Origin of the sequence: Chryseobacterium sp. JAH (assembly GCF_001507335.1) — a bacterium.
Lineage (GTDB): Bacteria > Bacteroidota > Bacteroidia > Flavobacteriales > Weeksellaceae > Chryseobacterium.
In genome coordinates this window covers 144,645-167,331 of record NZ_LMAH01000007.1, presented here as the reverse complement: position 1 = coordinate 167,331, position 22,687 = coordinate 144,645, and the positions used below count along the sequence as shown (strand labels likewise).

Annotated in this window: 24 protein-coding genes; 14 read left to right on the top strand and 10 right to left on the bottom strand. The window is 34.3% G+C overall.

The window, feature by feature from the left end; genetic code table 11:
- Positions 1–4: 4 nt before the first annotated feature.
- The 3 genes from AR685_RS14750 to AR685_RS14735 all read right to left on the bottom strand — a co-directional run bounded on the left by AR685_RS14750 (position 5) and on the right by AR685_RS14735 (position 3,259).
- The gene (locus AR685_RS14750; protein WP_059125002.1) at positions 5–1,228 is read right to left on the bottom strand and encodes a 3-phosphoshikimate 1-carboxyvinyltransferase; all 1,224 of its coding nucleotides are present in this window, start codon (positions 1,226–1,228) and stop codon (positions 5–7) included.
- Between the two features lie 78 nt (positions 1,229–1,306).
- Positions 1,307–1,633, bottom strand: a complete 327-nt coding sequence (locus tag AR685_RS14745) for a nucleotide pyrophosphohydrolase (protein ID WP_059125001.1) — start codon at positions 1,631–1,633, stop codon at positions 1,307–1,309.
- 213 nt (positions 1,634–1,846) lie between these two features.
- Entirely contained in the window at positions 1,847–3,259 is a 1,413-nt protein-coding gene (locus AR685_RS14735; RefSeq protein ID WP_059124999.1) for a hypothetical protein, read from the bottom strand.
- A gap of 271 nt (positions 3,260–3,530) precedes the next feature.
- Here AR685_RS14735 and AR685_RS14730 point away from each other — a divergent pair, with 271 nt between their 5' ends.
- From AR685_RS14730 to guaB, 7 genes are all read left to right on the top strand, one after another.
- Complete coding sequence (locus AR685_RS14730) at positions 3,531–3,782, top strand: type B 50S ribosomal protein L31 (RefSeq protein WP_047445187.1); 252 nt, start codon at positions 3,531–3,533, stop codon at positions 3,780–3,782.
- A gap of 206 nt (positions 3,783–3,988) precedes the next feature.
- Entirely contained in the window at positions 3,989–5,149 is a 1,161-nt protein-coding gene (locus AR685_RS14725; RefSeq protein ID WP_059124998.1) for a GlmU family protein, read from the top strand.
- Positions 5,150–5,246: 97 nt separating this feature from the next.
- The gene (locus tag AR685_RS14720) at positions 5,247–5,756 is read left to right on the top strand and encodes an RNA polymerase sigma factor (protein ID WP_047445183.1); all 510 of its coding nucleotides are present in this window, start codon (positions 5,247–5,249) and stop codon (positions 5,754–5,756) included.
- Entirely contained in the window at positions 5,731–6,390 is a 660-nt protein-coding gene (locus AR685_RS14715; RefSeq protein WP_059124997.1) for a hypothetical protein, read from the top strand. The genes AR685_RS14720 and AR685_RS14715 overlap by 26 nt, the downstream gene beginning before the upstream one ends.
- Before the next feature lie 68 nt (positions 6,391–6,458).
- Entirely contained in the window at positions 6,459–7,727 is a 1,269-nt protein-coding gene (locus AR685_RS14710) for a DUF4252 domain-containing protein (protein WP_059124996.1), read from the top strand.
- An 11-nt stretch (positions 7,728–7,738) separates the two neighbouring features.
- Entirely contained in the window at positions 7,739–8,239 is a 501-nt protein-coding gene (locus AR685_RS14705; protein WP_059124995.1) for a DUF4252 domain-containing protein, read from the top strand.
- 152 nt (positions 8,240–8,391) lie between these two features.
- Positions 8,392–9,852 (top strand): IMP dehydrogenase, encoded by a 1,461-nt coding sequence (gene guaB / locus AR685_RS14700; protein ID WP_047445179.1) that lies wholly within the window; start codon positions 8,392–8,394, stop codon positions 9,850–9,852.
- A 346-nt stretch (positions 9,853–10,198) separates the two neighbouring features.
- Here the strand turns inward: guaB and AR685_RS14695 are convergent, their stop codons facing one another.
- Positions 10,199–11,269 (bottom strand): DUF4407 domain-containing protein, encoded by a 1,071-nt coding sequence (locus AR685_RS14695; RefSeq protein WP_047445177.1) that lies wholly within the window; start codon positions 11,267–11,269, stop codon positions 10,199–10,201.
- Between the two features lie 227 nt (positions 11,270–11,496).
- On the opposite strand from AR685_RS14695, the gene AR685_RS14690 reads away from it, so the two are divergent.
- Together AR685_RS14690 and AR685_RS14685 are read left to right on the top strand one after the other, a co-directional pair.
- Positions 11,497–13,392, top strand: a complete 1,896-nt coding sequence (locus tag AR685_RS14690) for a zinc-dependent metalloprotease (protein ID WP_059124994.1) — start codon at positions 11,497–11,499, stop codon at positions 13,390–13,392.
- Between the two features lie 54 nt (positions 13,393–13,446).
- Entirely contained in the window at positions 13,447–13,893 is a 447-nt protein-coding gene (locus AR685_RS14685; protein WP_059124993.1) for a hypothetical protein, read from the top strand.
- 1 nt (position 13,894) lies between these two features.
- Here AR685_RS14685 and ruvC read toward each other — a convergent pair whose 3' ends face one another.
- On the bottom strand, positions 13,895–14,449 hold the full coding sequence (gene ruvC / locus AR685_RS14680) for a crossover junction endodeoxyribonuclease RuvC (protein WP_047445302.1): 555 nt from the start codon (positions 14,447–14,449) through the stop codon (positions 13,895–13,897).
- 90 nt (positions 14,450–14,539) lie between these two features.
- Between ruvC and AR685_RS14675 the strand changes: the two genes are divergently transcribed.
- Together AR685_RS14675 and AR685_RS14670 are read left to right on the top strand one after the other, a co-directional pair.
- Positions 14,540–15,019, top strand: coding sequence for a hypothetical protein (locus AR685_RS14675; RefSeq protein ID WP_059124992.1), 480 nt, complete (start codon positions 14,540–14,542; stop codon positions 15,017–15,019).
- Positions 15,020–15,021: 2 nt separating this feature from the next.
- Positions 15,022–16,386, top strand: a complete 1,365-nt coding sequence (locus AR685_RS14670; protein WP_047445169.1) for a peptidase M64 domain-containing protein — start codon at positions 15,022–15,024, stop codon at positions 16,384–16,386.
- A 50-nt stretch (positions 16,387–16,436) separates the two neighbouring features.
- Here the strand turns inward: AR685_RS14670 and AR685_RS14665 are convergent, their stop codons facing one another.
- On the bottom strand, positions 16,437–16,964 hold the full coding sequence (locus AR685_RS14665) for a 2'-5' RNA ligase family protein (RefSeq protein ID WP_047445300.1): 528 nt from the start codon (positions 16,962–16,964) through the stop codon (positions 16,437–16,439).
- Between the two features lie 88 nt (positions 16,965–17,052).
- On the opposite strand from AR685_RS14665, the gene AR685_RS14660 reads away from it, so the two are divergent.
- The 3 genes from AR685_RS14660 to AR685_RS14650 are packed head-to-tail and all read left to right on the top strand — an operon-like array spanning position 17,053 to position 18,722.
- Entirely contained in the window at positions 17,053–17,376 is a 324-nt protein-coding gene (locus AR685_RS14660; RefSeq protein ID WP_047445167.1) for a PadR family transcriptional regulator, read from the top strand.
- Positions 17,373–17,984, top strand: coding sequence for a hypothetical protein (locus AR685_RS14655; protein WP_059124991.1), 612 nt, complete (start codon positions 17,373–17,375; stop codon positions 17,982–17,984). Before AR685_RS14660 ends, AR685_RS14655 begins: the two co-directional genes overlap by 4 nt.
- Before the next feature lie 9 nt (positions 17,985–17,993).
- Positions 17,994–18,722 (top strand): hypothetical protein, encoded by a 729-nt coding sequence (locus AR685_RS14650; RefSeq protein WP_047445163.1) that lies wholly within the window; start codon positions 17,994–17,996, stop codon positions 18,720–18,722.
- Here the strand turns inward: AR685_RS14650 and AR685_RS14645 are convergent.
- The 4 genes from AR685_RS14645 to AR685_RS14630 all read right to left on the bottom strand — a co-directional run bounded on the left by AR685_RS14645 (position 18,719) and on the right by AR685_RS14630 (position 22,619).
- Entirely contained in the window at positions 18,719–19,813 is a 1,095-nt protein-coding gene (locus AR685_RS14645) for a serine hydrolase domain-containing protein (RefSeq protein WP_047445161.1), read from the bottom strand. The genes AR685_RS14650 and AR685_RS14645 overlap by 4 nt on opposite strands.
- 86 nt (positions 19,814–19,899) lie before the next feature.
- Positions 19,900–20,793, bottom strand: a complete 894-nt coding sequence (locus AR685_RS14640) for a hypothetical protein (protein ID WP_047445159.1) — start codon at positions 20,791–20,793, stop codon at positions 19,900–19,902.
- A 37-nt stretch (positions 20,794–20,830) separates the two neighbouring features.
- Complete coding sequence (locus AR685_RS14635) at positions 20,831–21,541, bottom strand: diphthine--ammonia ligase (protein ID WP_047445157.1); 711 nt, start codon at positions 21,539–21,541, stop codon at positions 20,831–20,833.
- A gap of 37 nt (positions 21,542–21,578) precedes the next feature.
- Positions 21,579–22,619 carry a hypothetical protein gene (locus AR685_RS14630; protein WP_047445156.1) on the bottom strand — a complete coding sequence of 347 codons (1,041 nt, stop codon included), beginning with the start codon at positions 22,617–22,619 and terminating at the stop codon, positions 21,579–21,581.
- Positions 22,620–22,687 lie beyond the last annotated feature (68 nt).

Below are 22,687 nucleotides of genomic sequence, written 5' to 3'. Positions count from 1 at the left end.
GAGTCTAATTTGCCAAAATGCTTGTTAAATCTTCCCAAAACATCGGATACGATTTTTCCACCACATTTTCATCCTCCATATTCAATTCTTTAATCAGACAAAACGGAGCGAAACTCATGGCCATTCTGTGATCCTGATAAGTTTTGACTGAAATATTTTCTTCCGCATCTTTAAAGCCTAAAGATTTTATCGTTAAATCTGTTATTTCAGTTGCTGTTCCCAGTTTTTTCAATTCATTGTATAAAGCTAATAACCTATCCGTTTCTTTTACTCTCAATGTTCCCAAACCTGAGATTTCAAAAGGAATTTTCAAAGCTGCCGCGGTTACGCAAAGCGTTTGTGCAATATCCGGGCAGTTATTCATATCCAAAACAATCTTTTCCGGGAATTGGAAATTTTCAATAGGTTGGAGAGTCAATTTATGCTCGCTTTCAGTGAAAATGGTTTTAATCCCAAAAAACTTTCCATAAATATCAGCAATCGCAGAATCTCCCTGAGTGGATTCTTTGTAAAAACTTTTCAAATGAATTGTTTTTCTTCCAATTGCAGCAAATGAATAGAAGTAGGATGCCGAACTCCAATCGCTTTCAACTTCATAATTGACAATTGGCAATTGACCATTCACATTAAAGTTTTCAATTTTGATGGTGTTTCCTTCAAAGCTATTTTGAATTCCGAATTTGGTCAGAATATCCAAAGTCATTTCAATGTAAGAACGTGAAGTAATTTCACCAATTAAATTGATTTCAAGACCGTTTTCTAATTTTCCGGCGATCAATAAAAGAGAAGTGATAAACTGACTTGAAATATTTGCCGGAACATCTACTTTCGATCGAGTGATTTTTTTTCCTGTAATTTTCAACGGCGGGAAACCTTCATTTTCTAAATATTCAATTTCAACTCCCAAATTCTTTAAAGCAGTAACCAGATTTTTAATCGGTCTTTCTTTCATTCTTCCTGAACCGGTAAGAATGGTCGTTTTCCCTTCCTGAATTGAGTAATAGGATGTCAGAAAACGCATCGCCGTTCCTGCATGGTGAATGTCAACGGTTTCAGATTCCGAAGACAGTGCTTTTTTTAATAATTGTGTATCCTGAGAATTGGATAAATTCCCGATTTTGATATTTGAATATAAACTTTCCAAAATCAACAAACGATTCGAAATACTTTTCGAACCGCTGATTTGTATGGTTTTATTTCCGATTAATTTTGATTTTTCTAACTTCATTGTTTAAAGATTTTGAGACTTCCGATGTCAGATTTCAGACTTTCAATTGTCTAATATCTGAAGTCTAGCATCTGAGATCTACTTCAATTTTTCATTATTCTGATGGCGGTCTCTGTCTCGATCAGTTTTCACTTTCATTTTTCTGTCAAAGGCTTCCTGCAGATTGGTTCCTGTTTGATTGGCTAAACATAGAGTTACGAATAAAACATCCGCTAATTCTTCACCTAAATCTTTGGTTTTGTCGCTTTCTTTCTCGCTTTGTTCACCGTATCTTCTGGCAATGATTCTAGCAACTTCGCCAACTTCTTCCGTCAGCATTGCCATATTCGTTAATTCATTAAAGTAACGGACGCCAATGGTTTTTATCCATTCATCCACTTGCTGTTGCAGATTTGTAATTTCCATTAAGATTTACGATTAATCTGTTGTTCCAATGTAGTTATTTTCGTGTTCAGCTTTTTTATCTCGTTTTCTCTTTCTTGCGTCTCTGATTGGCCCAATTTTTCAGTAAAATTCGCAATCCTTTTAAAAAACTTTCGAATAAATAGATATACTACGATGAGTAAAGCAAAAATGACTATTTTAAAAATATTAAAATCCATTTTCTAAAATTTTAAATTACTGATAAGCTCCCAAAGTGGGACTTGTAGTTCTTGTAGCTCCAACAATATCCGTAGGAACTGTTGCTGCTATCGATACTGAACCCTTATTTCTTGCCGGTGAATCTGCTTTTACACGAAGATTCATTTGTGCTGCAAAGTAATTGATAAATTTTGGGTCTTCATTTTTAATGCTTTGAATCACATTCATAGGGTTATTATCAAATGTAAATCCTGAGCCTGAAGCTCCTGCATATTTTATTGAAGAATTTTGAATCAGATACTGAAACTGCTGTCCCGGTGTCTGCTCAAAATTCACCGAATCATCTCTGTCTGAATAAACGATGCTGTTGAGAATGTTTAAATTCTGCAAAGCTCCCTGCTCGGTTTGTCCGCTCTCGTTTTTCCATTCATTCGTTGCAAAAATTCCCAACCGGTTAAGGGAACCCATCGTCGCAGAGTAATTGGCAATAGTAGCATGAGTATAGGTATGGTTTCCACCTTTGAAAATTCCGATTGCTGCTTCACCACAATTATTCATAACCAGATTACTTGCGTTCACCGTAGAAGCCACTGCATGAATTCCGTACTCCTGAAAAGTGTGGATAAAAGAATTTTTTATCGTAGCGGTGGACTGTTTTAGATCCAAACCTTTGGTTCCTCCAAAAAGTCTGGTGTGATTCATATTGAGAAGAGAACCGGCTTGCATTCTGATCGAATTCCAGTTTTTTGGAATGGTGTCATAATAGGAGTCATTTCTGTCCCCACGCATAATTACCTGTTCACTTTGAGTTCCGTTAATATTTAAAGAGGCACCCGCGGCAACTTTCATTCCGCTGTTTTTGTGAAAATATACTTTGGTTCCTGCCTGAATGTCTAAGGTCACATTTTGATCAACTGTAAGATCTCCATAGATGATTTTGGCTTTGGTATTGCTCCAAGTTGTATTGCTTGTCAAAACATTCGGGTTCGTTGGAGTCTGAATAAAAAACTCAGCATCCTGAACAACTGAGAATAAAGTAACATGCTGCTGACCAGCCGGACTGGTGAAAATGACACGGTCTTCTGCAATGGCTTCTGGACTGGTTGCCTGTGGTGCTATTTCGACAAAAATAAAAAGACTGTCTTTCTTTCTCAAAGGAACATTCGTAAATTCATGACCAGTTTTTCCGTCTACATTGATCTTATATAAAGAAGCAGCTCCTTTTTCAAGATTAATCTTTGGAATCATGATATCTTTGTCTTCATTATTATATACTTTCACAGCATAGGTTTCAGACCTTACCTGATGATAGACTGTATCACAAAATACGGTATCTCGCGAAAAACTCAGTTCCTGAGAAGGTGCATCGAAAGAAATCTCATCTTTATTGCAGGAAACTGCAAAAACAAGCATCCAAAAAGAACAAAACAGGAGTAATTTGAATTTCATCGAGAGTAAGTTTAATATAGATTTCAAATTTAACGAAAATACTTCAATTTTCATATGTTGCTCATTATTGTTTTTCGGTAGCGCGGCTGGCGCATCATTTACGAAGACGGTTTTAATTTATTAGTACGAGATAATTTAATATGTCTAAAAAATTATTGCTCAAGTATTTGTATATTATAAAAAATATTGTATTTTTGCAACCTAAAATTTAGCAGAGAAATACCATTACTATTTCGAAAGCAAAACTTTAATTTTTTTTAAAAATTGTATTATGAAAAAAGGAATTCACCCAGAAAATTATAGACTTGTTGTTTTCAAAGATATGAGTAACGACGAGGTATTTGTAGGAAAATCTACTGCTGACACAAAAGACACTATCGAGCACGAAGGTGTAGAGTACCCATTGATCAAAATGGAAATCTCTTCTAGCTCTCACCCTTTCTACACAGGAAAGACTAAATTAGTTGATACTGCAGGTAGAGTAGACAAGTTTATGAATAAATACAAAAAATTCTCTAAGTAATTTTTTGTTTTAAAAATATCTAAAGTCTTCCAAATTTTGGAAGACTTTTTTTGTGGCTAAATTTTTTAACAATTAAAATTTCCATAGCCAGAATTAATGTGAGGATTTGTATTTTTGCTTTGAGTAGAAATTAGATGTTAAAGCCTTGAACACATCAGGCTTTTAAACATCTGACATCTGACATCTAACCTCTAACATCAAAACAAATGCAACTCGTATTCTCCGATGCACAATACTGGGAAGATTTTCTTCCGCTTACTTTTACCCGTCCCGTTGCAGAAATGCGATGCGGAATTTTGACTTTCTCCGAAAGATGGCAGGAAATTTTAGATAATACCGAAATTTCTTTTTTTACTGAAAACTACCTTCAGGGAAAATTTAAAAATCCGGAAGATGTAGAAAGTCTTTTTTTGGTAACTAACTTTTTACCTACAGATACCATTATTCAGCAAATAAAAGATTTGGAATTGGGCGAAGCGTTGGTGTATGAAGATGAGCTCGTTGCTGCAAGAATTAATATGAAAGGCTTTTCTCTGAATCAAATCGAGAAAATGACCGATATCAAAGAGGAATTGATTTTCTTTAAAAAGCCTACAGATCTCTTTACTTATAATGACAAAGCGATAGATTTCGATTTTGAATTGTTAACACACGGAAAAACTTCCCAGGAATTATCTTCCACCAATGGATTTCTGGGTGATAAAAAAGATTTGTTTATCGAAGAAGGAGCTCAGGTAGAATTTTCGACAATCAATACCAAAACCGGAAAAATCTACATCGGTAAAAATGCTGAAGTTATGGAAGGCTGTAATCTTCGCGGTCCTATTGCGTTGTGTGAAGAATCTAAATTTAATTTAGGAGCAAAAATTTATGGAGCCACTACAGTTGGACCTCATTCTAAAGTTGGTGGTGAAGTAAATAACATTATAATTTTCGGATATTCCAATAAAGGTCATGACGGTTTTGTAGGGAATTCTGTGATTGGTGAATGGTGCAATCTGGGTGCAGATACCAATTCTTCTAATCTTAAAAATAATTATGCCAGCGTAAAGCTATGGAATTACAGAACCAAACATTTTGAAGATACAGGTCTGCAATTTGCAGGTTTGATTATGGGTGATCATTCTAAAACCGCCATTAATACTCAATTAAATACCGGAACAGTGATTGGTGTAGCTTCCAATATTTTCAGAGAAGGCTTTCCTCCGAATCTTATTGAAAGCTTTTCTTGGGGCGGATTTAAAGATGATGAAAGATTTAAATTAGATAAAGCCTACGAAGTTGCCGAGAAAGTGATGGCAAGAAGAAAACTGCCACTAACAGACGATGACAAGGCAATTTTAAAACATATTTTCGACGAATATTAACGCATGTAATACTGAAACTTCAAATTTTTTTGAAGTTTTTTTGTTTTATATGTAATAGATTTCAGTTTTTAGATGTCTTACTTATAGAAACAAACTTATGACCCAAGAGACTTTCAAGAATACGGTTTTCATTCTCAAAGATGAGATGTATCGTTTTGCGAAAAGATTTGTCATGAGCAGTGATGAGGCAGAAGATGTGGTGCAGGATTTAATGATCAAGTTTTGGCAGAAAAAAGATGAGCTAGAGCAGTTTGGTAATTTCAAATCTTATGCATTGAAATCTGTGAAAAATGAATGCCTCAACCGATTGAAACACCACGACGTGAAGTTGGGTTTTGCAGACCTGCAGCTTCATCGATCTGAACTCTACAGTATGGATGTAAATAATCTGAAGGAGCACATTGTTAGTTTTATCAATCAGCTTCCTGAGAAACAGAAAATGGTCATCCATTTGAAAGATATAGAAGAGTATGATGTGTCTGAAATTTCCACGATGCTGGAAATGGAAGAAAATGCAGTAAGAGTGAATCTTATGCGGGCAAGACAAAAAGTAAAAGAACAAATCTCACAACTGATGAGCTATGAACAAAGATCAATATCAGGATAAATATACAGAAGTCTTCAAAGGCTTAAAAGAGGAAAAAATGAACTGGGATTTTGAAGATTTTCTTCAGAAAGCAGATAATAGTGCCCACGACGGAGCCGACATTATTCCGGCCAGCAAATCCAATCCTTCATTTCCAAAGTGGTTTTGGATGGCTGCAAGCATAGTGTTGCTTTTCAGTGTCGGATTGTTTTTTAACTATCATCAAAATGAAGATGTACAAAATCAAGCTCAATTGGTTGCAAATGAAATTAAAAAGCAAAAAGCTGATTTTATTAAAGAAAACAGCGAGCATGAAACTCAGGTTGCAGTTCTTAACAGCGATTCGATTTCAGGAGAGAAAAGAGATTCCATATTCCAAGAGGCTTCTTTGGCTGAAGCAGATGTTTTAGATAAAATTCTTTCTAAAAAAAGCAGAATCAAAAAGGAAACAAAACCTAGATACGTCAGCAACACTGGAGTTCAAAGTGTAAAAGATTCCACAGGATATAAAGATTCTTATGTGATCGTGAATGGGAAAAGAATCGAAAATATGGAAGAGGCAATCAATGTTACCAAATATTCGTTTCAGGTGGTTGCCAACAATATGAGTCAGGCTTTGACACAGCCAAAAGTTATGGATAACGTAGAATACTAATAGAATAATCAATATAGATTACGCAACTGATCAGGCGTCTTGTAGTCAACTAAATTTTAATTAAAGTCATGAAAAAATTATATATCATATTTGCACTCGCTTTTTCACATTTTTTCAATGTGTATGGGCAAAAAGAAAAACTGGATCAGCTTTTTGATAAATACCAAGAAGTGGAAGGAGTAACTTCCATCAAAATTGCAAAACCTATGTTTGGGATGTTAAGCAATCTGAATATTGGGGATTCTGAGTTGGATCAGATAAAACCTTTACTTGCGAAAATCAACGGATTAAAAGTGTTGATTACCGAAAGTCCCGAGAACGGAAAATCTTTGGGTAATCTCAATCAACTTAATAAAGAAATTACTTCTTACCTTAAAAACATGAATTACAGCGAAATGATGTCTGTGAAAAATGGAGATAGTAAAGTGAAATTTCTTTCTTCCGAGGCAAAAAATGGGATTCTAGAAGATATTTTATTGAGAATTGACAGCGGAAACGGTGAGAATATTCTGGTCATGCTTGATGGAAAGCTTTCAATGGATGATGTTAATAAAATCATCAACTCAGGCGAAACAACAACTAATTCTTCAAGTACAGTGACGACAAGAAACAGTTTTAGTTCAGAGGAAAACTCTTCTTATTTAAATGGGGAAACCAGAAATGTAGGTGATTTTTTGGGAGTAGAAGTGAGTACTGGAGTAAATGTTGTTTTCAAACAAGAAAATGCAACAAATCTGAAGGTTTTTGCAGATTCAGATAAGCTTCAATATATTATAACAAAAGTTGAAAATGGCATTTTGAAAATTTACATCGATAACAAAGGTGCAAAAAAGATGAAATTTAAAAATTTAAGCGTTAATATTTCTTCGCCAAAAATGGATCATATCAAAACATCATCCGGTGCAAGTTTTTCAACAGTCAATAATCTGAATGGGACAAATATCAACATAGATGCGTCATCGGGCTCTTCGGTGAAAGGGAAATTTAATATTACTAAAATAAGTTATATTGAAGCGAGTTCAGGATCTAATGTAAAAGTTGATATCAACACTGGAAGTATTTCATTAAAAAGTTCAAGCGGCTCAAATGTTAATGTAGAAGGAAACGCCAATGAAGGAATGATTGATGTAAGCAGTGGTGCAGTAATAAAAGCTGAAAATCTACGCCTCGTGAATGGTATAGTAGAATCTACATCAGGAAGCAGCGCCTCAGTAAATGTTCAGGATAAAATGAGAGTGAAGGCATCTTCAGGAGGATCGGTAAGATATAAAGGAAACCCAAAAATTGATTCTGATGTCAGCAAAGTTTCTGGCGGAAGTCTCTCATCAATCAACTAAATATTAAAGCCATGAAAATTTTTAAAACAATCTTCACAATTACCGCAGTCTTAGTTCTAATGCAATCGTGTGTTGTTTCTGAAAAACCAAATATGGAATTTTTCTCAAATGCAGATTATGACTATCAGGGAGCAAGATTTGTGAGTTTTAATGTTCCGTTATTTTTGGCGAAGCCTTATATAAAGAAAGCACTAAAAGAGGATGGTGAAAGTGAAGCGGTGTATGATCTTGTAAAGAAAGTGTCAAAAATAAAAATAATGACCGTAGAAAACGGAAACACAGCACTCATGAGAGATCATGCTAGCTATTTGACAAATCACAATTACCAAGATTGGGCAACCATAAAACATGACGGTGATAATGTCAACATCAGAGTAAAACAAATTGGAGAAACCATCAAGAATATGCTTATCACGGTTAAATCAGATAAAGAAATGGTATTCGTAGATGTAAGGGGCAGCTTTACCACTGACGATATTTCAAAAATGATCAGCTACGCTTCAGATAAATAATTTCATATTAACTTATTTTTATATTGTGGAAGTCGCATTCGTAAAGATTGCGACTTTTTTAATATATATAATTGATTATTAAGTTTTATTTAAACTATTAAAAAGGATTTTCATATCTCGCTAAAAAGCCTTAATTTTGCAAGAAAGTAAAGATGTCTATTCATAACAAAATTGTAGAGACAGCCATCACTTTCGATGACGTTCTTCTCGTACCTTCTTATTCAGAAGTTTTACCTAATCAGGTTTCTTTAAAATCAAGACTTACCGATAAAATCACGCTTAATGTTCCTATAGTTTCTGCTGCGATGGATACTGTAACAGAAGGCGAGCTGGCTATTGCATTGGCGAGAGTTGGTGGTTTAGGTTTCATACACAAGAACATGACGATTGCTGAGCAGGCTGCACAGGTAAACCGTGTAAAACGTTCAGAAAACGGAATGATTTCTGATCCTGTGACTCTTACAAAAGATCATACTTTGGCTCAGGCTAAAGAAACAATGGCTAAATATAAAATTTCTGGTCTTCCTGTGGTAGATCCGGATAATGTTTTAATCGGAATTATCACCAACAGAGACGTAAAGTATCAGGAAAACCTGGATATGAAAGTGGAAGAGATCATGACAAAAGATCATCTGATTACTTCTGACAAAAGCACAAATCTGGAAAAAGCCAAAGAAATTCTGCTTAAAAATAGAGTTGAAAAACTTCCTATTGTAGATAAAGAATATAAGCTTGTTGGTTTAATTACCATTAAAGATATTGATAACCAGTTAGAGTATCCAAATGCTAATAAAGACGAAAATGGTCGCTTGATCGTTGGCGCTGGAGTTGGAGTTGGTGAAGATACAATGGACAGAATCGCTGCTTTGGTGAAAGCTGGGGTAGATATTATTGCCATTGATTCTGCACATGGTCATTCTAAAGGTGTTTTAGATAAAATTTCAGAAATCAGAAAAGCATATCCAGATTTAGATCTTGTAGGTGGGAATATTGTGACAGCTGAAGCTGCAAAAGATCTCATCAAAGCTGGAGCAAACGTACTTAAAGTAGGAGTTGGTCCTGGATCTATCTGTACTACAAGAGTTGTTGCAGGGGTAGGAGTTCCTCAGTTGTCAGCAATTTATAATGTTTACGAATATGCTAAATCTAAAAATGTTACTGTAATTGCAGATGGGGGAGTTAAACTTTCAGGTGATATTGTGAAAGCAATAGCCAGTGGTGCAGGAGCCGTAATGGTAGGGTCGCTTTTAGCTGGAACCGACGAATCTCCAGGCGAAGAAATCATTTATCAGGGAAGAAAATTCAAAGCTTATCAGGGAATGGGAAGTCTATCAGCTATGAAAAGAGGTGGTAAAGAAAGATATTTCCAAAGTGAAGCTAAAAAATTCGTACCGGAAGGTATTGAAGGTAGGGTTCCGCACAAAGGGAAGTTAGAAGATGTGATTTTCCAGTTGACAGGAGGGCTTAGAGCAGGTATGGGATATTGTGGAGCAAAAGATGTTGAGGCTTTGCAGAAAGACACTAAAATGGTCATGATTACAGGGAGTGGATTGAAAGAATCTCATCCACATGATGTTATTATTACTTCAGAAGCTCCCAATTATTCTTTATAAGATATAATAGGAAGCAATTAATATAAAACTCACAGAATTTCTGTGGGTTTTTTTTATTTCGTTAAAAATGAAATTTTTAAGTCGACAGTAAAGAAGAAAGAGATTCTTCAGTTCCGTGGTCGTCTTCCTACTTTCACTGTTGTTGAATAATGATGGCGTTCTGTTTACTCCGTCTTAATAATCTTCTTTGATTTTATTCTAATAGCACTTGCTGCATCAGCGGAGGCATCTGCGAAACAGGGGGATTCTGGTAAATAATAATCAGATTTTCTAGAATTTAAAATGTAATGTTTGAATTTAGAAATAAAAAAGCCTTTCAGTAAAAACTGAAAAGCCTGTAGTGAAATTATTTTTTTAAGTTTTCTTTAAAATCATCGATCCGGAAATCGGTGAGAAAGTTTCCTTTTTCGATTTTTTCTTTTGAATATAATCTGAAATCATTTTCAGTTTTTTCTAAGAGATAATCGTAGGGTCCGACCTGAGAAATCAACTTCACCAAAACCGGAGAAATTTCAAGACATATAAAAAGACCCATTATAAATGCAGCTGCCGTGGCAATAATTGCTGAATTCTTTCCTAGTTCATCCAAAGCCTGCAGTCTGGCCGCAAAACCATTAAATTTATCCTCAATCGTTTCAGTTGATTTTCTTTCAGTTTCCAAATTAGTATAGACTTTAGAAATTTCTTTGTCTAAATATTCCAATCTCGGAGCTGCCTGTTTCTGGTAGTTTTCGAGGTCAACTCTGCGTTGTTCTTTAAGTTCCTGCTTACGCTTTGCATTGGGACCGAAACCTTCTTTACCACTTGTCAAACCAGATTGTTTACCTAAAATTTCCTTCTCTAATTCTACAGCTGCAGAATCGTAAGATTTTTGATATTGGGCAATTTTATCTGCGATTTGTTTTTTCTCTGTGTCGAAGGGGCCGCTTTGCTGAAGAATTCTTCCGTTCATCTCGCCTTGCAGCTGTTTTTTGTTTCGCTGAATAATTGTATTTAGCTGCTTATTTACTTCCTTTTCGAAAATTTTCAGTTCTAAAGGTTTAGAAATGATAATTCCTAAAAATGTTGCTAAGATCAATCTCGGGATCGACATTAGAATCTGATTCCCCCAGGTTCCCGTTTTTTTAATGGATGAAACGATGTAACGGTCAAGATTAAAGATCATCAATCCCCACAAAATTGCGAATCCCACCGAAATCCATATATCATCGAATATTGTATACATGGCGTAGCCAGCTGAAAGTGTAGCAAAAACTGCAGTAAATAAAACAATTCCACCAATTCCGGAAAATTTATTCCATTCGCTTGGCGTCTTTCTCAGGATGTGAATATTCCCTCCTGAACAGATCATCAGAAATTTCTGAAACCAATTAATCTGATGATTGTTCTGATTTATAGTTTGTTGAATGTTTTTCATTATTGAAAATTTATACAAAATTAGTATTAAAAACTATACCAATGTTACAAATAGTAATATGTTTTACCAAGTATAATAAAAAAGTTGTTCAAAAGGGTAAATTTTAAACCATATGTTATTAATTACTGTTAAATATTAATTTTTTATTAATTTTTTTCAAATTTAATAATGGAGAATTAATAAAAAAATGATAGGTTTGCAGGCAAATATTTAAAAATATAGTAAAAATGAAAAGAATAAGTACCGTTTTAGTGCTGATGTTTTTTATTAATTCATTTTCGCAGGACATACATAAAGACTGTGGTTTTGATATCTTAATGAAAAGAAATGACGAAAAACATCCTGATTTAAAAAGTAAAAGAATAGAGGCTGATCAAAAATTTTATGATAATAAGCAGTCACTTCTCACAAAATCGGGAGCTACAACATCTTGGAACGGACTTTATACTGGACAGATTTACGAAATTCCAGTTGTAATACACGTAATAGAATCTCAAGCTGCAGCAAACAGTAATCTTACTCTTACAGACCTTGAAATTAAAAACTGGATTGAAAGAGCCAACAGCATGTACGCTACAACTTTTGGGAACGGTTTTTATCCTGAGGGAACCGGACCTACAGGAGGAGCTGTAATGCCTTTCAAACTTGTACTGGCAAAAAGATCACCAAGCTGTATGCCAACTACTGGAATTATAAGATATAACGGAAGTACAATCCCTCAGTACGATACTGCAGGGGTGAAAATGTCTGGTAACAATGGTGCAAGTGATTATGCTATCAAAAGTCAGCTTGCTCCGCACTGGCCAGAAAGCTCCTATTTTAATATTTATATTGTGATCGGTTTCGATGGACAACAGCAATTGTCTTATGGTTTAATGGGGTATGCAATGTTCCCGGATACTTATGATTACAGCTATGAGAGCTTCATGAAAGTAGCGACAATAAAAAATACAAATGATACAACTCTTACACACGAGCTTGGTCATGCTTTTGGTTTGTATCATACTTTTCAGGGGGTTGCCTATACCAATCAAACCAGCTGTCCTGTAAATAATAACTGCGCTACAGATGGTGACAGAGTTTGTGATACATCTCCTTCAAGAAGTATGTATGGCGTTGCTGTTCCAAATAATACAGCAATAGATCCTTGTACCACTCAGAATTATGATGGGACACAGTATAACATTATGAATTATACAAGTGCTGAGAAAAAGTTTACTGATGGCCAACGTGACAGAGCAGTATTGATGATGATGGAATACAGAAAAAACCTTCTTAATTCATTAGGTGCTAAAGATCCTGCTACTGTTATTCCATCACCAGTTTCTGTGGTGGGTGCACAATGTAATCCATCAGGAATCGTGAATGCTACCAATAATAATTTTGCAATTGGACCTTACAGAGTAGTTTTTGGAAGTATCAGCAGTCTTACAAACGGTTATGATTCTGATGAAGCCAATCCTATTTACTATGCAGATTATGCGAACGCAACTTGTATAAGACCTGCATATGCTACCGAAATTCCATCTACAACAGCAACCCCATTAAAGGTTACATTCATGAATGGCTTTAGTCAGTCAGATAAATTTAGAGTAAAAGTATGGATTGATTATAACAATAACGGATCTTTTGAAGATGTAGAATTGGTGACGAATACTTTAACGGGTATTATGACTTCAGGTGCAGCAAGTACTCTTACGTTTAATGTAACTCCACCGGCAACTTCTGTGAAAAATACATATCTTAGAATGAGAATCGGTGTTGATGCTGCTACATTAAATTCAGCTGTTCTACCAGAATTTACAGCATGTTCTCAATTGCAATATGGACAGATTGAAGATTATGCAGTGAAAGTATTAGGAGCACTATCAACTTCGGATATTAAAAATCAAGAAGAAGCTAAGATGCTATATATCAAAACAGAGAGTAAACTTCAGCTCTTTGGAGATCGCAATGCTAAGTTTGGTGATTACCAAATCTATGATATGAGCGGAAAGCTGATACAGCGAGGAAATTCAAAAACAAATGAAGTCCAAATTAATCAGCCATTAGCTAAAGGCACATACATTATCAGTTATTCGGATGGTGATCAAAAAGAGTCAAAAAAATTCCTTAATAATTAAACTCAAGAAGCCCTTTTTTTAAGGGCTTCTTTTTTTATAATCTAAAGTAGCAATATGAAAAAACTTTTTAGTATATTATTTTTTATTCTTCTCATTATAAGCTGTCAATCACAGAAAATTATAGGCAATAAAGTAGAAGGAGAGAGTCCTAATTTTTTTATGGGATCCTGGAATTTTGTACAGAAAAAATATAAAGAAGGAAATGATATAAAAACTTTTCCTCTTCGTGAATGCATGAAAAAGTATGAGCTGATTTTTAAAAAGGAAAATCAAAAAATATTAATGACCAAAACGTTTGCGACAGGTAAAGACTGTGAAATTATGAGCCAATCTGATGACTTTTCTGTTATGATTAATGAAAGTGCTTTTTCCTATACAGAATATGATTTAAAAAAAATAGAACACTATAAAATCTATTCAAATAGTAAATTTTCAATTATATATAATGATATTATTGATGGAAAAGTAACCGAAATTGAAGATATTTATCAAAGAAAATAATTTATTTCAACCGATCAGGATTCTGTTTCAGAAAACTTTCCCAGCCTGTATACGATTTGGTGTCAGCAATAGTTCCGGAATTGAAGTGATGGCACACGGCCACAGCAAGACCATCTGAAGCATCCAGATATTTGGTAGGGAATTCTTTTAAGTTTAAAAGATTTTTCAACATTCCTGCAACCTGTTCTTTGCTGGCGTTTCCGTTTCCTGTGATGGCCATTTTTATTTTTTTTGGAGAATATTCAGTAATCGGGATATTTCTGTGCAGACTTGCGGCCATCGCAACACCTTGAGCACGCCCCAATTTCAACATAGATTGTACATTTTTTCCAAAGAATGGAGCTTCCAACGCCACTTCATCAGGATGAAATTCGTCGATAAGTGCGAGCGTTTTGTCGAAAATATATTTCAGTTTCGTTTCGTGATTAGGATATTTCTTCAAAATAAGTTCGTGAATAGAAATCATTTCCATTTTTCCCTTCTTAACCGAAATCAGACCAAAGCCCATAATTGCAGTTCCCGGGTCAATGCCTAAAATTATTTTCTCTGTTGGAATCATCGGGTCAAAGATAGAACATTCTTCATTTTTAATTAAATATTTCAATGACATATCCATACTTTTTATAAATTAGTAAAAAAAACTAATATGGGTAAACTTTTTAATTTATTGACGGTCAGTGTGTTGTTTTTCTTTGGTTGCTCTCATCTGCAAAGCCAATCGCAGAAGGTAGATAAAGCCACTGTACAAAGTGAGAATCAAATTGGGTATCTTTTTTTTAAGGTTATCAAAGATCAATCAGGAGTTGAGAAAATATCTTTGACGGAAAAGAAAATAGTTCAGGGAAAGATGAAATCGATTCCTGTTTTTGTGGAAAGTGAGATGAAAAGCGGTGATTTCTTAATCACCTTATGTGATAAGAAAGGAAGAGAAATAATGAAACAACATGTTGAAGATCCTTTAAATCCCGAATTGGAAGTTTTTGGTGATGAAATGGCAAGACACAGATTGAAACTTAATGAAACTGAGTTTAGCATTAGATTTCCTTATTCTTCAGAGATAGAATCTGTGAAAATAGAAAAAATCACCAATTCTAAAAAGAAATTACTTTTCACCCAAAACTTGTAATCATGAAAAAATATTTACTCATTCTATTGACAGGAAGCACGTTTTGTTTTTCGCAAACATTTGAGACAGTACCATTGTTGCAAAGTGGGACAAATGATAAACGAATTAATATAGCGGTATTAGGAGATGGTTTTACCTCTGTCCAGCTTCCGGCTTTCGTGACCTCGGCACAAAGCACAGTCGATTACCTTTTTACCAAAAGTCCTTACACCGAATATAAAAATTATTTTAATGCATATGCGGTAAAGGTTATTTCTGCAGAATCTGGAGTGAAGCATCCAGGAACTGCCACCGATGTTACAGAACCTATAATACCAGTCTCCAATCCTAATAATTATTTAGGTTCAACCTTTGATATTGGTGTTCACCGATGCATGTATAGCAATACTACAAACAAAGTAGCCCAGGTTTTGGCAGCAAATGTACCGGATTATGATATCACTTACGTTCTGGGAAACTCTACTGAGTACGGTGGATGTGGCGGAACCTACGCATTTGCATCAGTAGCTGCAGCTTCCAATGAAATCGTAGTACATGAGTTGGGGCATTCTTTTGGAAATTTGGCCGACGAATATTGGTTTTCCGGTACCGGAGAATCTCCTAATAAAACTCAGAATTCAAATCCCGCCACGATAAAATGGAAAAATTGGGTAGGTTTAAATTCGGTAGGTGTCTTTCCTCATACAGAAAGCCCGACTTGGTTTAGGCCCCATCAAAGTTGTGAGATGAGGTATCTTAATCAGCAGTTTTGCTCGGTCTGTAAAGAAAGAATTATTGAAAAAATTCATTCACTGGTTTCTCCGGTAGATTCTTATACTCCTGCAAATGCAAGTGCAGTGAATGCAAATACGAATGTGACTTTTACTGTCAACGAAATCCTTCCTATTCCTAATACACTGGTCAATACATGGACTTTAAACGGAACCGCTCTAACTGCAACCACGAATACTTTGACAATTACTCCTGCTCAGCTTAATAACGGAAACAATACCTTGCTTTTTTCAGTGACAGATAATACAGCCTTAGTAAAAACAGACAATCACGGTACTGTACATTTTACTAATGTGTCATGGACATTGAATAAAAGCAGTTTGGGTACCTCCGAAATAAAAGCGGAAGAAAGAAGATTCAGCATTTATCCTAATCCGGCAAACACTGAATTTTTTATCAGAGGAAAATCAGATTTTTCTAAAGATTTACAAATTAATTTATTTGATGCATCAGGAAGAATAATTCCTGTGAAATTTGAGATGAAAGATGTTGCGACAGTATACGTAGACATCCGCCATCTTCCTGCGGGGGTGTATACAATGGTTGCAACTGAAAGTAAAAGTTTAATTATTTCTCAGAAAATTATCAAAAAGTAGCACTGTTTACTATTATTTAAATCAAAACCGACTTTTTCCAGGTCGGTTTTTTATTTTCTCGAGAGGTCTTTTTCTGCAATTGGTACCCATTTGAGGTCGTGTCGCAGAAGTGTAATTTTCTCAACGATAAATTTAGTTTTAAATTCTTTTTTATGGTAAACTTCCCATGCTTTCAAATAATTTTCCCAGGTCAAATTTCTGTAACCTACTGTGATGTGAGGATTGAACGAATAATTTTTAAAACTAAATATTTCTTTTACCCTTAGATGTAAATCTTTTAGATGTTGATTTTCTTCAGGATTCACATACAAGACTGGGTTTTTAGGATTCGGAAAACTTCCAAAACCGTTTAATTTAATTTCAAAAGGTGAAATAGCTGTGTCTATTTTTTGAAAAGCTTCATAAATATCACTTTCGAATTCTAATTCTCTTTCGAATGGCGGAAATAAAGTAATGTGTGCATCATTTTTTAATGCTTTAGAATTATTAAAGTTTAAAGCTAAATCTTCTTTATAGATCTTCACCTCATTAATAATTTCCTGAGGTGGATAAATGGCTATGAAATACATTTTTTTCATATCGTAAAAATAAGTTTTTAAAAATGATTCAATAAAACTTTATACATAAGAAAATTATACATAGATTTGTTATGTATAAAATTAACCATTGAAAAAAAACAGTCTCTATAAAGGAACCCTGCAAAACATCATTTTGAAATTGCTTTCAAAAGAGGTGAAAATGTATGGTTATCAAATGACGCAACGTGCAAAAGAGCTTACAGAGGGCGAGCTGGAAATGACTGAAGGAGCACTGTATCCTTTGCTGCACAAATTGGAAGGTGACGGTTTGATTACTTCTGAAATTCAAAAAATAAACGGAAGAGACAGGAAATATTACCTTTTAACTGAAAAAGGAAAAAAACAACAGGCGGCACAGGAAGCCGAAATGAAAACGTATCTTTTTAATCTCAATACCATTTTCAATATATGATAACCAATAATCAAGAAAACGAAATAAAAGCTTTTCTTCAGAAAAGAAATTTAAGTACAGTTATTTCTAATGAAATTTATGACCATTTTGTTGTTCAGATCTCAGAATTCATGAAAAGTAATCTGAGTTTTCAGGAAGCATTTCTCAAAACAAAACTAACATGGCAGCCTGAGCTGGAAATGGTAAAGGCAGACATTTTTTCATTCAAAAAGATCGCGAGAATTGAGAAAACAGTTTTGCAGTCGAGATTCAGAAATATTGTCATTTCGTCAACAGTTTTTACATTAATTGGGTTTGCGGTATTATCGTTTTTTACAGATTATTTTTATCTGCTACAGATGAGTTTGGTAATCATTCTGTTTGCTTTTCTGTTGTATAATTTTATTTTTAAAAAAATGAAATTCAGAGAATATTGTGAGCTGAGTTTTCATCCTCTGATTGTAAGAAACATGATTGTAGGATCTATGGTATTTATTGGAGTTAACTATTTTACTCAAAGTATGAATTTATGGGAAATGGGAATCAATAAAGTGTTTTTGATTTTCGCAATTGCGGTACAGATCCAATTGTTGTTTTTCAGAAGTAAAAAAGTAAATGTCTTAATCTAAATAATTAAAATGATCACTTCAGCAGAAGAAAAGCAAGTAGACGATTATCTGATCTTGAATAAACTTCCTCTTGATATTTTACTGGAAGTTCGCGATCATATGATTGCACAGATTTCTGACCTTCAGCTTCGCGAAAATTTGGATTTTGAACAGTCATTTTTCAAAACTAAAATAGCCTGGGAACCTGAGTTTAAAATGACAAAATATGCTCTTTTTTATTCTGAAGAAATTCCTCTGATTTTCAAGAAAATTGCAAAAGCTAAATATGTGAATATTCTTAGAAAAGCATTGTCTGTTGCGTTAATTTCTTTCATAATTAATTTATTCTTCATTTGTCTTTCTTCAAATGAAGAAACTTTCAAACTGTTATTTAAAATTCAAAATGCATTTTTTATTGTCGTGCCCATTTTCTTGCTCATAAGCAATTATAAAATTTGGAAATATACCAAAGGTGATTTTAAATATAGGGGAAAAATACTTTACTCAACGTACCAGCGAAACTTGGGATTGGTAATCTTTAATATTTCAACTATGAGTCAGAGTCTTACAAGTAACAGAAAAGGAGATACATATTTGTTTTTAAAAGAAGGAGATATTGATATTGCTCCCTTTGTAATCATGTTAATTATTCCTTTTCTGTTACAAACTTCAGTAGTTTTTGGAATCATTAACTTCCTGGAACATAAAAAGACTTTAAATAAGATTCAAAACTTCATCAAAGTTTCAGACGACAGTTAATTTGTTAGGAGAATATTCTCCATCATATCCGTAAAATTTTTGATTTCACGATGAGGTTTAAATGTATGACTTTTTCCTTTTTTTTCATCGGCAATGTTGGATAAAATAATCACCGAAGTTTTGGTCTCAGGATAATAGATATTGAGTGATGGTGAACCTTTCACATAGCCGCTATGGAAATAAGACGCTGGGCTTCCTGCATTCAACATAATTCCATAGCCGTAATCCATTTTTCCGAAAATAGGATGTTGTCTCTCGGCACTTTTGGTTAAAAATTTCTTTAAAGTTTCCGGTTGTACTATTTTTCCCAAGTAAAGCGATTTGTTCCACAAGTGCAAATCATCAATTGTTGATAGAATTCCTCCCGCAGGAATTCCTATTTCTTTGTTGCCTAATCGTTTGGGCATGTTGGCAATCTTTTCAAAATTTTTCTCATTTCCTAAGTAGGCTCCTGCGAAATTATCTCCTTCGAACAGATTCCCAGTCGAAGAGTTTTTCATCCCGACTTTTTTAAATAGATCCATCACATTTTGATCATACGATTTACCGGAAACTTTCTCGATGATTTTTCCTAAAGCATTAAAACCGTCATTGGAATAGTTAAACCCTGAGCCACTTCTAAATAATAGTTTTTCTCCAAAATTATTTAATCCCGAAGTGTGATTCAAAAGTTGATGAATGGTGATGTTCTCGTAATCTTTGCGTTGAAATTCTTTTACATATTTTGAAGCCTGATCCTCCAACTTCAATTTCCCTTCTTCAATTTTTAATAAAATTAAAACTGCGGTAAACTGTTTGCTGACTGATCCTATGGCAAAAATGGTCTGGTTGTCAATGGCTTTTTTATTTTTAAAATCAGAAAAACCGTTATTTTTTCTGCAAACTAGCATTGAATCTTTAAAAACTGCAACACTGCCATTAAACTTATATTTTGAAAATACAGAATCAAGGTGAAGAGTGTAAAGCTTTTTCTGATAAACTGCCACCGCAGAATCGGAAATCACTTTTTTGTCAACTGGTTTAGTTGCTTCAGGTTTCTGACAGGAAAGTAAAATTGAAAAAGCAGCTGCTACCGTTATAGAAAATTTCATGATTCGCTTATGATTTCTCTAAAATACTAAAAAAAATAGATTAATCAAAAGAGGTGGCCGGGATCAATTAAGACTGTAAAGCGGATTTATTTCGGTTTAATAAAAACAATATAAATGTCAGTAATTGATTCTTTTGTAGTGAAAAAATTTACAAACTCTCCAGGAATATAGTGCACATCATAGCGACTAGGAAACATTGAATAGCTTTTGTTAAACGTTTTTCCATCTAATTTTTTTCCATCTATTATAACAAAAGATTTTTCTGTCGCCATTGGTGGGCCAAAATACACTTCGCCCATCATGCTATCAAGCCTGTTGTATTCTACTTTGATCAATTGTTTTTTACCCAATTTTTCAATTGGAAATATCACAAGTTTACGATCATAGACGTAGTTGTGAGGGGTGAATTCTAAAAGACTTTCGGCTTTCAGAATGTCTTTTGGGATTTCAAGTTCATAAAATCCGTTCTCATCGGATGTTGTTTTGTAAACCTTTGTTGCTGTGATGAAACTTCTATCAGTTACCACTGCCTGCTTTTTATCGGAAGAAATCACCTGCCCTGAAAGTAAAAAATTGCCGTTATCTGTGCTACTCTCACTGTTTGCTGGTGTTTTTTTAAAATTGATAGCATGAAATGCATCAGGTTTCACATTTTGTATCTTTTGAGAAGGATAGGTGTGAATGAATGATGCTGTTAAAGCAAAGCCTGCTACTACTTTTGTAAAAGAAGAGTTTCTTAATTTTTGTAAATGAGCTGAGATTTCGAAGTCTATTGTCTTGCCCAAATTTTCTTTAATAAAGAGTCCGCAAATCTTGTCTTCAGTACTCTCTGTCAGAATATTTGAGATTTCATGATACGTCATGTTTGAAAAATCTGTGACTTTTTTTGAGCACAGGTTGCAAAATTTTCCGTCTGGAATGTTCTGCATTTTTTCTGGTGATTCACTGCAAGGTTTGTCGATTCGAATATAAGATTTCATCGTTTTAGTTTTTTAAACGAACGAAAAATGCAAGAAATTATTTCTCAATCAAGTCACAAAACCAAAAGATATATTCTCCGTTTTCATCATTCTCTGACGATTTTGGGTTTGGATATGTTTTCATTACCGTTTCTCCAATTACGAACGCAATTGGATTTTTAAAAATCGGACCGTCAAAAGTAAAAGTATGAAATTCTCCATTTTCCCCACAAGGATCAACGTTTTCGGGTAAATCATTGATGAAGTCCTTATCAATAATTCTACCTGCAAAACTTTTATCAAGATACGTTTCGTTCACGCAGGTTACAATGGTTTTAAAGCCAAGATCCAGAAATTCATGGATGAGGTCAGCTGTATTTTGTTTCCAAAGTGGGAAAACAGCTTTCATTCCGATGGATTGTAATTGATTTTCACGATATTTTCGTAAATCTTCAAGAAAGATATCTCCAAAAATAGAATGGGTAACGCCTTGAGATTGTATTTCACTCATTGTTTTGCTCATGATTTCCTGATATTCTTCCATCGATGGTTCTTTCGGAATCTCCATTTTCATTAAAGGGAAACCTAAACTTGCAGCCTGCATTTCTAAAAGCGAAACATGAACTCCGTGCATCGAGATTCTTTGAAAATCTTTATTAATGCTCGTCAGCAGAGAAGTGATTTCAAATTGATTTTCTTTAATGATTTTGTAAAGTGCTAATGCAGAGTCTTTTCCGCTGCTCCAGTTGAAAGTTGCTTTGGGTTTCATCGGTAGTATAAATTGCTGACCATTATAACTATTTGCTTTAATATCTTTTACTATGAATTTCTTTTACTGGAATAAATCCACCATTTAAATAATCAATTTTCTGCTCAAAAGGGTAGGCGGGGTTTGAAGAAATCAGTGCTCCCATTACGCCGAAAAACATACCGATTGTGACGCTTCCCATATTTACTCCTGTCGATCTTATTTTTCCGACAAAATAATAGTCATTGTCTTTCTTTTCTGCTTTGGTAAAAAGATTTTCGATAGGAAGATAGATGTAAGGTTCGCCCTTGTAAATAATTGCGTAAACATCATCTTTTTTGATCTCCTTTTCTTTGCCGTCAACCGTTTCAAAAATCCTGTGTATTTTTGGCTGATTTCCGTAAAATTTAACGTTAGTAATTTCCTGTTGAGGTTGCTGGTTTTTCAACGAGGTGTAATCTTTGTAAACGCCATTTTTTAATTCGTTCGAATTAAATAAAGTGATTGACTGCTTATCAATATCGTCAAAGCTTTTAAGATCTTCGAAAGTATAATGATTTGTTACTTCTGCTTTTTTAGTTGCATTTTTCACAATAAAGTCGCCAAGCATTTCACTTCCTTTCCTTAAGGTTTCTTTGGTGACGTCAGCAGCTTTGTGATCAATTACAGTATCTGTTTTATCAATCAGAGAATACGTTCCGTCATCATTTTTCACAAAAAGAAAAGCCTGAAAATAGCAATATCCATGCTCGCTGAATGCGGATGTAACTTCTGCAAAGGAGAGCTGTTTTAGATATAAAACCAAAGTTCCGTCCTCTGCGTTTTCATCACTGATGCTGTTTAAAATACTTTGAAATTGGTTGGATAAATTGGTGGTAGGAACAACTCTTGCTTTAGCATTTAAGCCTCCCTGCTGAACGATTCCCAGTGAAGTCGTGTCTATTCTGGCATCAATTAGTTTGATGGTTTTATAGTAGCTTTTATCTCCTTTTTTGGAAGGAAGAGTGATGGTGAATTCTTCAGTTCTCTTCTGAGCAAAAGCAATTGAAGTGACGCAGACTCCAACTAAAAATAAGATTTTTGTAAAGCTGTTTTTCATAAGGTTAAATATAATGAATTACTAACGATAAATTTAATCATTAGTTTGTGAAATTAGAAAAACCTCAA

Bases quoted from the DNA above. Each gene is read 5' to 3' on its own strand.
- AR685_RS14750 (WP_059125002.1), bottom strand. From the start codon at position 1,228: ATGAAGTTAGAAAAATCAAAATTAATCGGAAATAAAACCATACAAATC.
- AR685_RS14745 (WP_059125001.1), bottom strand. From the start codon at position 1,633: ATGGAAATTACAAATCTGCAACAGCAAGTGGATGAATGGATAAAAACC.
- AR685_RS14735 (WP_059124999.1), bottom strand. From the start codon at position 3,259: ATGAAATTCAAATTACTCCTGTTTTGTTCTTTTTGGATGCTTGTTTTT.
- AR685_RS14730 (WP_047445187.1), top strand. From the start codon at position 3,531: ATGAAAAAAGGAATTCACCCAGAAAATTATAGACTTGTTGTTTTCAAA.
- AR685_RS14725 (WP_059124998.1), top strand. From the start codon at position 3,989: ATGCAACTCGTATTCTCCGATGCACAATACTGGGAAGATTTTCTTCCG.
- AR685_RS14720 (WP_047445183.1), top strand. From the start codon at position 5,247: ATGACCCAAGAGACTTTCAAGAATACGGTTTTCATTCTCAAAGATGAG.
- AR685_RS14715 (WP_059124997.1), top strand. From the start codon at position 5,731: ATGAACAAAGATCAATATCAGGATAAATATACAGAAGTCTTCAAAGGC.
- AR685_RS14710 (WP_059124996.1), top strand. From the start codon at position 6,459: ATGAAAAAATTATATATCATATTTGCACTCGCTTTTTCACATTTTTTC.
- AR685_RS14705 (WP_059124995.1), top strand. From the start codon at position 7,739: ATGAAAATTTTTAAAACAATCTTCACAATTACCGCAGTCTTAGTTCTA.
- guaB (WP_047445179.1), top strand. From the start codon at position 8,392: ATGTCTATTCATAACAAAATTGTAGAGACAGCCATCACTTTCGATGAC.
- AR685_RS14695 (WP_047445177.1), bottom strand. From the start codon at position 11,269: ATGAAAAACATTCAACAAACTATAAATCAGAACAATCATCAGATTAAT.
- AR685_RS14690 (WP_059124994.1), top strand. From the start codon at position 11,497: ATGAAAAGAATAAGTACCGTTTTAGTGCTGATGTTTTTTATTAATTCA.
- AR685_RS14685 (WP_059124993.1), top strand. From the start codon at position 13,447: ATGAAAAAACTTTTTAGTATATTATTTTTTATTCTTCTCATTATAAGC.
- AR685_RS14675 (WP_059124992.1), top strand. From the start codon at position 14,540: ATGGGTAAACTTTTTAATTTATTGACGGTCAGTGTGTTGTTTTTCTTT.
- AR685_RS14670 (WP_047445169.1), top strand. From the start codon at position 15,022: ATGAAAAAATATTTACTCATTCTATTGACAGGAAGCACGTTTTGTTTT.
- AR685_RS14665 (WP_047445300.1), bottom strand. From the start codon at position 16,964: ATGAAAAAAATGTATTTCATAGCCATTTATCCACCTCAGGAAATTATT.
- AR685_RS14655 (WP_059124991.1), top strand. From the start codon at position 17,373: ATGATAACCAATAATCAAGAAAACGAAATAAAAGCTTTTCTTCAGAAA.
- AR685_RS14650 (WP_047445163.1), top strand. From the start codon at position 17,994: ATGATCACTTCAGCAGAAGAAAAGCAAGTAGACGATTATCTGATCTTG.
- AR685_RS14645 (WP_047445161.1), bottom strand. From the start codon at position 19,813: ATGAAATTTTCTATAACGGTAGCAGCTGCTTTTTCAATTTTACTTTCC.
- AR685_RS14640 (WP_047445159.1), bottom strand. From the start codon at position 20,793: ATGAAATCTTATATTCGAATCGACAAACCTTGCAGTGAATCACCAGAA.
- AR685_RS14635 (WP_047445157.1), bottom strand. From the start codon at position 21,541: ATGAAACCCAAAGCAACTTTCAACTGGAGCAGCGGAAAAGACTCTGCA.
- AR685_RS14630 (WP_047445156.1), bottom strand. From the start codon at position 22,619: ATGAAAAACAGCTTTACAAAAATCTTATTTTTAGTTGGAGTCTGCGTC.